The sequence below is a fragment of the Sinomonas halotolerans genome, assembly GCF_039615075.1.
GTDB classification, from domain to species: domain Bacteria; phylum Actinomycetota; class Actinomycetes; order Actinomycetales; family Micrococcaceae; genus Sinomonas; species Sinomonas halotolerans.
Genome location: NZ_JBDFRB010000015.1, coordinates 40,169 through 52,219 on the forward strand (window position 1 = coordinate 40,169; position 12,051 = coordinate 52,219).

At 70.7% G+C, this 12,051-nt stretch carries 9 protein-coding genes; 7 read left to right on the forward strand and 2 right to left on the reverse strand.

Annotated features, from left to right (window positions below; translation table 11 throughout):
* Positions 1–32: 32 nt before the first annotated feature.
* The 3 genes from ABCQ75_RS13865 to ABCQ75_RS13875 are packed head-to-tail and all read left to right on the forward strand — an operon-like array spanning position 33 to position 3,686.
* Positions 33–1,025, forward strand: a complete 993-nt coding sequence (locus ABCQ75_RS13865) for a PDR/VanB family oxidoreductase (RefSeq protein WP_345886087.1) — start codon at positions 33–35, stop codon at positions 1,023–1,025.
* Positions 1,026–1,042: 17 nt separating this feature from the next.
* Complete coding sequence (locus ABCQ75_RS13870) at positions 1,043–2,269, forward strand: cytochrome P450 (protein WP_345886089.1); 1,227 nt, start codon at positions 1,043–1,045, stop codon at positions 2,267–2,269.
* A gap of 4 nt (positions 2,270–2,273) precedes the next feature.
* Positions 2,274–3,686: an MFS transporter gene (locus ABCQ75_RS13875; RefSeq protein ID WP_345886090.1), complete on the forward strand. Its 1,413-nt coding sequence runs from the start codon at positions 2,274–2,276 to the stop codon at positions 3,684–3,686.
* Between the two features lie 151 nt (positions 3,687–3,837).
* Here ABCQ75_RS13875 and ABCQ75_RS13880 read toward each other — a convergent pair whose 3' ends face one another.
* The gene (locus ABCQ75_RS13880; RefSeq protein ID WP_345886091.1) at positions 3,838–4,554 is read right to left on the reverse strand and encodes a YrzE family protein; all 717 of its coding nucleotides are present in this window, start codon (positions 4,552–4,554) and stop codon (positions 3,838–3,840) included.
* A gap of 319 nt (positions 4,555–4,873) precedes the next feature.
* Positions 4,874–6,631, reverse strand: coding sequence for a thiamine pyrophosphate-binding protein (locus ABCQ75_RS13885; RefSeq protein ID WP_345886092.1), 1,758 nt, complete (start codon positions 6,629–6,631; stop codon positions 4,874–4,876).
* Between the two features lie 123 nt (positions 6,632–6,754).
* Between ABCQ75_RS13885 and ABCQ75_RS13890 the strand changes: the two genes are divergently transcribed.
* The 4 genes from ABCQ75_RS13890 (at position 6,755) to ABCQ75_RS13905 (ending at position 12,046) form a co-directional block, all read left to right on the forward strand.
* Positions 6,755–8,080 (forward strand): MFS transporter, encoded by a 1,326-nt coding sequence (locus ABCQ75_RS13890; protein WP_345886093.1) that lies wholly within the window; start codon positions 6,755–6,757, stop codon positions 8,078–8,080.
* 356 nt (positions 8,081–8,436) lie between these two features.
* Positions 8,437–9,432, forward strand: coding sequence for a substrate-binding domain-containing protein (locus ABCQ75_RS13895; protein WP_345886094.1), 996 nt, complete (start codon positions 8,437–8,439; stop codon positions 9,430–9,432).
* A gap of 8 nt (positions 9,433–9,440) precedes the next feature.
* A complete protein-coding gene (locus tag ABCQ75_RS13900; RefSeq protein ID WP_345886095.1) occupies positions 9,441–10,970 on the forward strand; it encodes a sugar ABC transporter ATP-binding protein in 1,530 nt (509 codons plus the stop codon).
* Positions 10,971–10,984: 14 nt separating this feature from the next.
* Complete coding sequence (locus tag ABCQ75_RS13905; protein ID WP_345886096.1) at positions 10,985–12,046, forward strand: ABC transporter permease; 1,062 nt, start codon at positions 10,985–10,987, stop codon at positions 12,044–12,046.
* Positions 12,047–12,051 lie beyond the last annotated feature (5 nt).

Genomic DNA, 12,051 nt, shown 5'->3' on the forward strand with positions numbered 1-12,051 from the left:
ACCCCCTCGCCGCTCAAGGAAAGGACACCACGATGACGGCACAGGCCGAGGCCGACGTGGAGCACCCCGTCCCCGTCTCCGCGACCCTGGACGCGCTCGTCGTCGACCGCCGCGAGGCCGCCGACGGCGTCGCCCACCTCACGCTGCGCCCCGCCGACGGCGGGCAGTTCCCCGCGTGGGAGGCCGGCGCCCACATCGACCTCCACCTTCCCGGGCACACCCGCCAGTACTCGATCTGTTCCTCCCCGGCGAACCGGGGCAGCCTCGAGATCGCCGTCCTGCGCGAGCCCGGGTCCCGCGGAGGCTCCGCCTACGTCCACGGCGAGCTGACCGTCGGGACGTGCGTCGTCGTCGGCGGTCCCCGCAACAACTTCTCGCTCGCGCCCTCGCGGAAGTACCTCTTCATCGCCGGCGGCATCGGGATCACCCCCATGCTCGCAATGATCGAGGCCGCCGAGGAGGCGGGCAAGGAGTGGCGCCTTGCCTACGGTGGCCGCAGCCTCGCCACCATGGCCTTCGCGCACGAGCTCCTCGAGGCCTACGGCCCCGAGCGGGTCCTCCTGTTCCCGTCGGAGGAATCCGGCCGGCTGGACCTCGAGGCCCTCCTCGGCGTGCCACGGGCGCTCACCCTCGTCTACGCGTGCGGACCGCAGCGGCTCCTGGACGCCATCGAGGACTACTGCCTCGGTTGGCCGGCAGGGGCCCTCCACCTCGAGCGCTTTGCGGCGGCCCCGGGCGCAGGCGGATCGGCCGGTCCGTTCGAGGTCGAGCTGGCGCGCACCGGCGAGGTCCTCGAGGTCGCCGCCGACCGCACTGTCCTCGATGCCGTCGAGGAGGCCGGGGTCCGCGTCCTCTCCTCGTGCCGCCAGGGGGTCTGCGGCACGTGCGAGATCCCCGTCCTCGCGGGCGAGGTGGACCACCGTGACGCCATCCTCAGCGCGGAGGACAAGGCCCGCAGCGCCACGATGATGGTCTGCGTCTCCCGCGCCGCCGCCGGCTGCAGCCGCCTCACCCTCGACCTCTGAGACCCACGGAGAACACGATGTCGCTTCTGACCCACCGCGAGGCCCCGGTCCTCGACGCGGACCCCTTCACCCCCGAGAACCTCGTGGGCCGCTATTCCCTGCACGAGGCCCTCCGCGAGGCCGGTCCCGTGGTCTACCTCGAGAAGTACGGCGTCTACGCCGTCACGCACTTCGAGCCGGTCCACGAGGTCCTCATGGACTTCGAGACCTACTGCTCCTCGGGCGGCGTGGGCCCCACAGACATCCGCAAGCAGTCCGAATGGCGCCCTGCGGGCATCCTCGAGTCGGACCCGCCCACGCACACGGCGATGCGGCGCGGCCTCTCCAAGGTCATCCACCCCGGCTCCGTCCGCGACCTCGCGGCGGGCTTCGCGCCGCCGGCGGAGACGCTCGCCGAATCGCTCGTGGCCCGCGGCGCATTCGACGGCGTGACGGACCTCGCGCAGGTGTACCCCCTGCGCGTGTTCCCCGACGCGGTGGGCATCCCCGACTCCGGCCGTGAGAACCTCCTGCCCTACGGCAGTATGGCCTTCAACGCCTTCGGGCCCCGCAACGAGATCTACGAGCGGGCCTTCGCCGGGGCCGAGTCCGTGGCCGCGTGGGTCGAGTGGGCCTGCGCCCGCGGGAGCCTCATGCCCGGAGGCTTCGGCGAGAAGATCTGGGAGCAGGCCGATCTCGGGAACATCTCCGACCAGGAGGCCTCGCTGCTGGTCCGCGCCCTCCTCTCCGCCGGGGTGGACACGACAGTCGCCGGGATCGGCAACACACTCCTGTCCCTCGCCCGCCAGCCGGAGCAGTGGGCCCGTCTGCGCCGTGAGCCGCACCTCGTGAAGTTCGCCGTCGACGAGGCACTCCGCCTCGAGTCGCCGTTCCAGATGTTCCACCGGACGGCCACCGTGGACACCGAGCTCGCCGGGGTTCGCATACCGGCCGACTCCAAGATCCTGCTCTTCCTCGGCGCCGCCAACCGCGACCCCCGGCGGTGGGGCGACACGGCGTCGGATTTCGACCTGGACCGCAACGCGACCGGACACGTCGCCTTCGGCATGGGCCTGCACCAGTGCATCGGCCAGCCCATCGCCCGCCTCGAGATCGAACTGGTCCTCAAGGCCCTCGTGGCGCGCGCCGCCACCCTCGAGCTCGACGGCGACCCCGTGCCAGAGCTGCACAACACCCTCCACTTCTTCACCTCCATCCCCCTCAAGGTCTCCGCCGCGGCGGGAGCCGGTTCTACAAAGGAGTAGATCCATGACCCAGCTCGCTGATCCCACGCCATCCCGGGTGCTGCCGGCCTCCTCGAAGGACCCGGCCACCTGGTCCTACGAGAAGCGCCGCCGCTACGGCTGGCTCATCACCCTGTCCCTGCTGTTCCTCATGATGCTCAGCTGGGCGGACAAGGCCGTCCTCGGCATCGCCGCCGTCCCGATCATGAAGGAGCTGGGCGTCACCCCGGAGGCGTTCGGCCTCGTGAGCAGTGCCATGTTCTTCACCTTCGGGGTCGCGCAGCTCGTGGCCGCGCCTTTGGCGAACAAGGTCCAGAGCCGATGGATCCTCCTGGTCCTCTGCCTCCTCTGGTCCCTCGCGCAGGCCCCCATCCTGCTCTTCGCGTCCCTCCCGGCGCTGTGGGCGAGCCGCCTTCTCCTCGGCGCCGGCGAGGGTCCGCTCGCCCCCGTGCTCATGCACGGCATCTACAAGTGGTTCCCCGAGAAGAAGGGCGCCACCCCGGCCGCGCTGGCCTCCTCGGGAGTCACGCTCGGCATCGTCGCGTTCGCCCCTGTCCTCGCCTGGGTGATCACCTCGTACGGCTGGCGGTCCGCCTTCGCCCTGCTCGCCGTCGTCGGCCTCGTCTTCGCGGCCTACTGGCTCGTGGTCGGGAAGGAGGGCCCGTACACGAGCCGGGCAGCTGAGCGCGAGCTCGATGGTCCCCACGGGGCCGGTGCCCCCGGGGCCGGGGCGGGCAGCGCGGCCGTGCCGTCTGCCCCGTCCGCAGAGACCCGTGTCTCCTACTGGCGCACCATCCTCTCGCCGAGCTGGATCTTCGCGGTCCTCACGTCCTTCTTCGGGTACTGGACCTTCACCCTCGCGATGTCCTGGGGGCCGGCCTACTTCCAGAATGTCCTCGGCCTCAGCGGCCAGCAGGCCGGGAGCCTCATCGCCCTTCCCGCAGCCTGGGGCGCCATCGCGACGGTGGGCCTCAGCGCCCTCAGCCAGCGCCTCCACCTCCGCGGGGTCGCAACCCGCAAGGCGCGCGCCTGGGTCCTCGGCGGCGCGGCCGTCTTCTCGGGCGGCTCCCTCCTCCTCGCCTCGTCGGTGCAGGAGCCGGCGCTCGCCGTCGGGCTCATGGTGTTCGGCTTCGGCACCGCGCCAGCCCTGTTCGCCCTGAGCTACCTCATCGTCGCCGAGCTGACCACGGTCGGCCAGCGCGGCGCCAACCTCTCGATCGCCAACGCGGTGCTGACCTCTGGCGGCGTCTTCGCCCCGGCCGTGTCCGGGTTCCTCATCGGCGCCGCGACGACCCCCGCAGCCGGATACTCGGCGTCGTTCGCGCTCGCAGGAGGGCTCCTGCTGGCATTCGGCGTCCTGTCCCTGCTCTTCGTCAACCAGCAGCGGGACCGGCGCCGGCTCGGCATCGACGCGCCCGCGCCGGCCAAGGCCTCGTGACGGCGGGGGCAGACGTCGGGGGCTGACCCTTGGACACGGCGGAGGGCCCGCGCGACAACGTTCGTCGCGCGGGCCCTCCTTTCCATGCCCCTTCCGATTGCCGCCTCCCGCATCCGGGGCGTGCGGCAGAAGGGGCCGAGGCCGGCGGCGCTCAGCCCTCGAGCGGCGCCCGGTCGATCCTGCGGTGGTACCGCGTCCCTGCCCGCCCGCCCAGCGCGGCGGCGGCGAGCGTGATGACCGCGGCGACCGCGAGGACGATGACCCCTCCAGTGGTCAGCGTGCCCTCGTCCACGGGGATCCTGGGGAAGCTGTTCAGAGTCGAGAGGACATTGAACTGGCTCCCGGCCACCATGACGAGGACCGCGAAGAGAATGGCGAAGACCACGGCCCATACCCACACGGCGATGCCCTGCTTGATGCCGTTGAACCGCGCCATGCGCCCGGCCACGTAGCCCCCGCAGTAGTACGCCACGAACAGGATCACGGCCACGGCCACAGCTCCGGCGATGCCCACGTTCTGTGCCGCCTGTCCCGCCAGATCCTGCGCATCCGTCTGCGTCGCGACCCCGAGGCCGGCGCCGGCCGCGCTGACCAGGGCGGTCAGGAGCACAGACATCCCGGTGGCAGTGAGCCACCCGAAGAATGCGGCGCCGGGCTTCACCCCGCCGAAGCGCCGCCTCTGCTCTGCGGACACGGCCGCGCGGTCCCCGTCCCAGTCGCGGTCTACATCCCGCTCGCGGTCCCCGTCCCAGTCGCGCTCTGGGTCGCGCTCGCGGTCGAGGTGCCGTTCGCGGTCTGTACCTTCGTTCCAGTCCCGATCGTGCCTCCCGCGGCGTTCGCCGTGGGGTTCGCGGTATTCGCTGCTCATCGGTCTCGCCCTCCATGATGCTGTCGGCGGTCCGGCCGGTTTCCCGGAGGACTATGGGGATCTTCCCCGGAAAAGGGCATCTTGAACCCTTCCAGGACCGCCCGCGGCGCAGCGCCTTTCGACAGGGCGCAACGGCCGGGCCCGGGCGATGGGCGGCTGTACCCGAAACGGCTTTCTGGGTGGATTATCTGTACCCGAAACGGCTTTTCGGGGGCATTATCTGTACCCGAAACGGCTTTTCGGGGGCATTATCTGTACCCGAAACGGGTGGGGGGAGACGAGTGGGGGGACGAGAGGGAGTCGGGGGTGTGGAGAAGGATCAGTGGCCCTTGAACGCCTCGTGCAGCCACCAGGCGCCGCCGTCGGAGGCGATCTTCGCGTCCAGGACGAGGGGCCGGTCCGGCCGGCCGTCGCCGGACGCGAGCCACCGCTCCACGGCCGAGAGGTCCGCAAGGGTCCGCACGGTCGCGGCCTCGCAGCCGAAGCCCCGCGCGAGGGCCGCGATGTCCGTGTCCGGGAACGTCACGGTGGAGAGGTCCGCGCCCGGATCATCTGCCCCGAAGTGGTGCACCTCCGCCCCGTACGCGGCGTCGTTGTACACGATGCACACGAGTGGGAGCCGGAGCCGCACCGCCGTCTCGAGCTCGGCGATGCCCATGAGGAAGCCGCCGTCGCCCGTGCCGAGGACCGGCAGGCGTCCCGGCTGGGCGAGCGCGGCGCCGATCGCCGTCGCGAGCCCGAGGCCGATCGACTGGAACGCCTGCGTGAAGCAGAACCCGAACTCGTCCGGGACGTCGAGGTACTGGCTCGGGTAGCCCATGAAGTTGCCGGAGTCCACGGCCACGATCCGCTCCGCGGGCAGCAGCGCGTCGAGGCGCCGGGTCAGCTCGCGAGGGTCGATCCGCTCGAGGCCGTCCGCGCCGGGCCCCGAGAGGTCCTCGGTGAGCACGTCCTGCCAGCGCGAGGACGCCGCGATGCGCTCGCGGACCTCCTCTGTGCGGTAGCCCGTGCGGGCAGCGCCCGTGCCAGTGGCGCCCAAGCCGGCGCCGAGCGCCTCGAGGACGGCGGCCGCCGTCGCGCCGGAGTCCCCGACGACGCCGAGGGTCACCGGCCGGTGCGCGCCGAGCGCGGCGTGGTCGAGGTCCACCTGCACGACGGCGGCGCCCTCGCCGATGAGATGGCCCTGCCGCATGGTCCACATGTTCAGGGCGCAGCCGAACGCCACGATGAGGTCCGCGCCGGCGATGAGCTCCGCGCTCGTGGGCGAGGAGAACCCGCCGGAGATCCCGAGGCTGAACGGCTCGCCCGCGAAGAGCCCCTTCGCGACGGCGGAGGTCGCGACGAGCGCCCCCGCATGCTCGGCGAGGGCGAGGATCTCCTTGCGTGCCCCGCGACCGCCGCGCCCGGCCACGAACACGGGCCGCTGCGCGCCCGCGATGAGCGCCGCGAGCTCGCGCACGCTCTCCTCGGCGGGGCGCACGGGTGCCGGCGGTGAGAGGCGCTGCGGCGGGCGGGCGGACGACGGCGAGTGCCCGGCGTCGTGCGCTGTGTGCACTGTGCTGGGCGCGGGCTGGGACTGGACGTCGAGCGGAAGGTTGAGGACCACCGTGCGGCGGCCCTCGAGCGCGGTGCGGAAGGCGCGCACGGTGTCCGCGACAGCCGAGGCGGCGGAGTGCACGCGCTCGGCGACCGCGCCGAAGCTGCGAGCGAGGGAGGCCTGGTCCATGGCAAAGTTGGAGTGGACGGACGCGCCGGCTGCCTCGGCGGCGAGCACGATGAGCGGCGTGCGGGACTTGGCGGCCTCGCCGATTCCCGTCGCGGCGTTCGTGAGCCCGCAGCCCTGGTGGACCGAGACGAGCCCGACCCTGCCCGACATGCGCGCGTAGGCGTCCGCCATGGTGGCGGCGCCGCCTTCGTGGCGCGTGGGGGTGAAGGGGACGCCATGGGCCACGAGGGCGTTCGTGACCGCGAAGTTCCCGGAGCCCACCACTCCGAAGCAGTGGCCTGCGCCGAGCTCGGCGAGGGTCTGGGCGACGACCTCGGCGACCGTTGAGCCTGCTGTGGGCTGTGCGTTCATGCTGTGGCTCCTTCGTCCCGGGCAGTGGTTCCATTTATGCGGTTTCATTGACGGCCGTCAAGGACTCGCATATGTTCAAGTCGTGACGCACGTCACAACATCCGTTCACCAAGGAGACCGCCCATGGCCGCAGCGCCGTCGTCAACACTCTCCAGCACCCAGACCGCATGGCCAGTACCCCAGCGCACCACGCGCCTCGTGCTGTTCTGCTGCTGGCTCGCCATCCTCGCCGAAGGATACGACGTGGGCGTGCTCGGCGCGGTGCTGCCCGCCCTCGCCGACTACGGACCTTGGAACCTCACGCCGCTCCAGCTCGGCGGGCTCGGCTCCTATGCCCTCGTGGGCATGCTCATCGGGGCGATGTGCATCGGCACGCTCTCGGACCTGTTCGGGCGCCGCCGCATGCTCGCGGTGTCCATGGCGATCTTCACCCTCACGCAGCTCGGGGCGGCGCTCGCGCCCACCCCGGAGCTGTTCGGCCTGTTCCGCCTGATCGGCGGGCTCGGCATGGGCGGAATCATCCCCGTCGCGGCCGCCCTCACCATCGAGTACTCGGCCCCCAACAAGCGCTCCTTCAACTACGGCCTCATGTACTCGGGCTACTCGCTCGGCATCGTGGCCGCGGCCCTGTGCGCCCTCGCCTTCCTGCCCACTCTGGGCTGGCGCTGGGTGGTGGGCTTCGGCGCCGCGCCGATCCTGATTCTCCCGCTCATCATGGCCATGGTCCCCGAGTCGATCGAGTACCTCATGGCGAAGGGCAGGCGCGAGAAGGCGGAGGCGCTCGCGGGCAGGCTCGGCATCACGCCCTTCGTGCCCGAGGACTGGGCGCCGAAGGCAGCCCCCGGCAAGGAGGCCGGGGCGTCGTGGAAGAGCGTGCTGTCCTCGATGTTCTCCCGCCAGTACGGCGTGGCCACCGTCTGCTTCTGGATCTCGCTCTTCTGCGGGCTGCTCCTCGTGTACGGCCTCAACACCTGGCTGCCGGCCATCATGAAGAAGGCCGGATACGACCTCGGCTCCTCGCTGACCTTCCTGCTCGTCTTCTCCCTCGCCTCCGCGATCGGCGGCCTCGTGATCGGCCGGATCGCGGACCGGTACGGCAAGAAGGCCGTGCTCGTCACGTTCTACGCGCTCGGGGCGGCCGGCATCCTGATGCTCATGTTCCCGGGCAGCCTGCTCGTGAACTACGTCTTCGTGGCGCTCGCGGGCATCGGCTCGATCTCGACCTCTCTGGTCCTCACGGGCTGGGTCGCAGACTACTACCCCGCGCACGCGCGGGGGACCGCGACGGGCTGGGCGCTCTCGTTCGCCCGCATCGGCGCGATCACCGGCCCGATGATCGGCGGCGTCATCGGCGCGGCCCAACTGCCGTTCCAGTGGAACTTCATCATCTTCGCGGCGATCGGCCTCCTCGCGGCGGCCGCCGTGGCATTCATTCCGAAGAAGGCCTGACGCCGCGCCCCGGCTCCCCTCCCAAGCGTCCCGCATGAGGCGTCCCGTCTGAGGGACCACCTCTGAGGCGTCCCGTCTGAGGGCCGCCTCCTCCCGGTCTTTGCCATCTGGCATCGACCGGCAGGAGGCGGCCCTCAGGCGTTTCCGGCCCAAAGGAAGCCCGGTCGTCGGTGCTTGCGTACCCGAGACCCCGTCTTGCCGTCGGGATCTGTACCCGAAACGGGGCGGGCTGCTTGACAAGCGTGTGAGCTGCGTCGCACTATCGGTGCATAGGAATTGAGCATCCGAATAAAGATGCGCAAGACTTGCGGTAGACCCCCTCTACCCCTCAGTCATCACGCACAAAGGAGACGAAGATGGCTTCACGTATGGCGGTACGGCTCGGCGGCGCAGTCCTGGCCGGCCTCGCGGCACTCTCGCTGGCGGCCTGCGGCAGCGATGGCGGCGGCGGATCGGCCGGGGCCGGCAAGAAGGTCATCGGCGTCTCCGTCGCGGACCAGAAGTCGCTCTTCTACGTCGCCGAGGTCGCGGGCATCAAGGACGAGGCCAAGAAGCTCGGCTACGAGGTCAACATCACCTCCGCCAACAACGACTCCTCGGCGCAGGTCAAGCAGGTCAACGACCTCCTGACCAAGCAGATCGGCGCGCTCATCTTCACCTCGCAGGACTCCACCGCGGCAGCAGCCGGCGTGCGCGCGGCCAACGAGGCGGACGTCCCCGTGGTCGCCGTCGACCAGCGCCCCGAGTCAGGCCAGGGCGAGCTCGCCACCTACATCGCGACGGACAGCGTCAAGGCCGCCTACGAGCTGTGCACCTGGATGTTCGAGCAGATCGGCAAGAAGGGCGAGATCGCCATCCTCCACGGCGTGCTCGGCTCCACCGCCGAGATCCAGCGCACCGAGGGCTGCCAGAAGGCCCTCAAGGAGACGCCCGAGATCAAGGTGGTCGCCGAGGAGACGGCCAACTGGGACGAGACCGAGGCGTACAAGGCCACCCAGAACATCCTCACCGCGCACCCCAACCTCAAGGCGGTCTTCGGCGAGAGCGACGCGATGTCCCTCGGCGCCTCGAAGGCGGCCAAGGCCTCCGGCAAGAAGATCTTCTCGGTGGGCATCGACGGCTTCCCGACCATGTTCGACGGTGTGGCGAGCGGCCTGACCCAGGCCACCATGGCGCAGCAGCCGTACATGATGGGCCAGCTCGCGGTGCGCAACGCCGTGGCGCTCATGGAGGGCAAGGGCGATGACATCCCGAAGGAGCAGTACCAGGACACGGTGCTGATCAACAAGGAGACCGTCACCAAGCACAAGGTCGAGGACTTCTACGGCCCGGACGCCCAGTCCTTCAAGTGAGCCCAGCCATGACGACACAGCCAGCCTCTTCCGGCCTCGAGGGCACGGGCCTGGTCAAGGCCTACGCGGGGGTGACGGTCCTGAAGTCCGTGGACTTCCGGGTCCTGCCGGGCAGCGTCGTCGGCCTCGTGGGCGAGAACGGCGCCGGGAAGTCCACGCTCAGCTCGATCATCACCGGCGTGGTCAAGCCGGACGGCGGCAGCATGCGGCTCGACGGCGAGGAGTACTCGCCGTCGAGCCCCGCCGAGGCCCTCCGGCAGGGAGTGGCGCTCATCCACCAGGAGACGCGCCTCATCCAGGACCTCTCGGTGGCCGAGAACATCTTCCTCGGCCGCCTGCCCCGCCGGGCCGGCCGGGTGGACTGGGACCTCGTCCGCCGTGAGTCGAGGGCCGTCCTCGACTCGCTGGGCGTGGACCTCGACGTCCGCCGCCAGGTCCGCGGCCTCTCGATGGCCATGCAGCAGGAGATCGAGATCGCCAAGGCCCTGAGCCGCAAGCCGCGGTACGTCGTCTTCGACGAGCCGTCGGCGTCCCTCGGCGATTCCGAGACCGAGCACGTCCTGGAGCGGATCCGTTCGCTCCGGGCGGCCGGGGCCGGCGTCGTCTACATCTCCCACCGCCTCGACGAGGTCCGTGAGGTCGCTGACGAGATCGTGTGCCTGCGGGACGGCTCCCGCGTCCAGTCGTGGAATTCCGGAGCCGTGGACAAGGAGAAGATCATCAACGCGATGGTCGGGCGCGAGTTCACGTACGAGCACGTCCCGCCCCAGCCGAGCCGTGACTCCACGGTGCTCGAGGTGCGGGGCCTCGGCCGGCGCGGCGCGTTCGCGGACATCAGCTTCGAGCTCGCCGCGGGAGAGGTGCTCGGGATCGCGGGCCTCGTCGGCGCAGGCCGGACCGAGGTGGTCCGGGCCATCGCCGGCGTGGACCGCCCCGACTCCGGGGAGGTGTTCCTCGAAGGGCGCCGGCTTCCGTGCACGAGCCCCCAGGCGGCCATCCGGGCAGGGATCGTCATGGTCCCGGAGGACCGCAAGGGCCAGGGCCTCAACCTGGACCGCTCGGCGGAGGAGAACGTCACGCTCCCGTGGGAGCGGGACATGGCCCGCAAGGGCCCGCTCACCCACAAGGCGATCCGCAAGGTCGCTGCGGTCCAGGCGCAGCGCCTCGACGTCCGCGGGAACATGGCGCTCCCCGTCAAGTCGATGTCCGGCGGCAACCAGCAGAAGGTCCTCATCGGCAAGTGGCTCGTCAAGGACCCGAAGGTCCTCATCATCGACGAGCCCACCCGCGGCGTCGACGTCGGCGCCAAGATGGCGATCTACGAGATCATCCGCTCCCTCGCGGCGGAGGGGATGGCGGTCATCGTCGTCTCGTCCGAGCTCGACGAGGTGCTCGGCCTCTCCCACAGGGTCCTCGTGATGTCGAGGGGCCGCCAGCGCGGGATCCTCCGCCGCGGAGAGGCCACCCCGGAGAGTGTCATGTCCCTGGCCGTGCACTCGGCCGACCCGTCGCCGTCACCCCTCGTCCCCCAGCAGTAGAAAGAGCAGCAGCCATGCGAACCACAACGGATCGTGCCGTCAAGCAGAGGTCCTCGGCCCACGGGGATGCGACCGCAGCAAACGCCCAGACCGTCCCGGTCCGGGGCCGGGGCGCCGGCGGCGGGGGAGTGGCCGGCATTGCGGCCAAGGCGTTCCGGGCGGTGCCGGGGCCGCTGCTCGGCCTCATCGCCGTCATGATCGTGTTCTCCGTGCTGTCCCCGTACTTCCTCACGGGCCGCAACCTCTCGAACATCGTCACCCAGAACGCGGACATCGGGATCATGGCCGTCGGCGCGGCCCTCGTGATCCTCATCGGCGGGATCGACCTGTCCGTCGGATCCACCCTCGCGCTCTCGCTCATGACGAGCGCGTGGCTGTACCGCTCGGCCGGGCTGCCGTTCGAGCTGTGCGTGGTCGTAGGGCTCCTCGTGGGCGCGGGGGTGGGCTTCGTCAACGGCGTGCTCTCGACCTACGGGCGCATCCAGCCCTTCGTCGCGACCCTCGCCACGATGTCCGCCGCCGCGGGCCTCGCGCTGTACCTCACGAACGGCAACCCGATCAACGGCTTCCCGGAGTGGTACCTCGCCATCACGAGCGAGGACATCCTGGGGATCCCCCTCGAGGCGATCATCCTGGTCGGCACCTACCTCCTCGCGGCGTACTGGCTCCGCTTCCGCCCCTCCGGCCGCGCCCTCTACGCGATCGGCGGCAACGCCGAGGTGGCCCGCCTCTCGGGCCTGAACGTGACCCGCATCAAGATCGGCGTCTACGTCGTGGCCGGATTCCTCGCGGCACTCGCGGGCGTGATCGTCGGGTCCCGGCTCGACTCGGCCCAGCCCACAGCGGGCACGGCAGACCTCCTGAACGTCATAGCGGTCGTCGTGATCGGCGGGGCGAGCCTGTCCGGCGGCTCCGGCGGCATGCTCAACACGTTCATCGGCCTGCTCATCATCGGTGTGCTGAACAACGGCATGTCCCTGCTGAACGTCTCGCCCAACCTCCAGCCGGTGGTGATCGGCATCGCGATCATCGTCGCCGTGCTGACGGACCGGGCCAGCCGCGCCCGCCACACCTGACCCGC

Bases quoted from the DNA above. Each gene is read 5' to 3' on its own strand.
- ABCQ75_RS13865 (WP_345886087.1), top strand. From the start codon at position 33: ATGACGGCACAGGCCGAGGCCGACGTGGAGCACCCCGTCCCCGTCTCC.
- ABCQ75_RS13870 (WP_345886089.1), top strand. From the start codon at position 1,043: ATGTCGCTTCTGACCCACCGCGAGGCCCCGGTCCTCGACGCGGACCCC.
- ABCQ75_RS13875 (WP_345886090.1), top strand. From the start codon at position 2,274: ATGACCCAGCTCGCTGATCCCACGCCATCCCGGGTGCTGCCGGCCTCC.
- ABCQ75_RS13880 (WP_345886091.1), bottom strand. From the start codon at position 4,554: ATGAGCAGCGAATACCGCGAACCCCACGGCGAACGCCGCGGGAGGCAC.
- ABCQ75_RS13885 (WP_345886092.1), bottom strand. From the start codon at position 6,631: ATGAACGCACAGCCCACAGCAGGCTCAACGGTCGCCGAGGTCGTCGCC.
- ABCQ75_RS13890 (WP_345886093.1), top strand. From the start codon at position 6,755: ATGGCCGCAGCGCCGTCGTCAACACTCTCCAGCACCCAGACCGCATGG.
- ABCQ75_RS13895 (WP_345886094.1), top strand. From the start codon at position 8,437: ATGGCTTCACGTATGGCGGTACGGCTCGGCGGCGCAGTCCTGGCCGGC.
- ABCQ75_RS13900 (WP_345886095.1), top strand. From the start codon at position 9,441: ATGACGACACAGCCAGCCTCTTCCGGCCTCGAGGGCACGGGCCTGGTC.
- ABCQ75_RS13905 (WP_345886096.1), top strand. From the start codon at position 10,985: ATGCGAACCACAACGGATCGTGCCGTCAAGCAGAGGTCCTCGGCCCAC.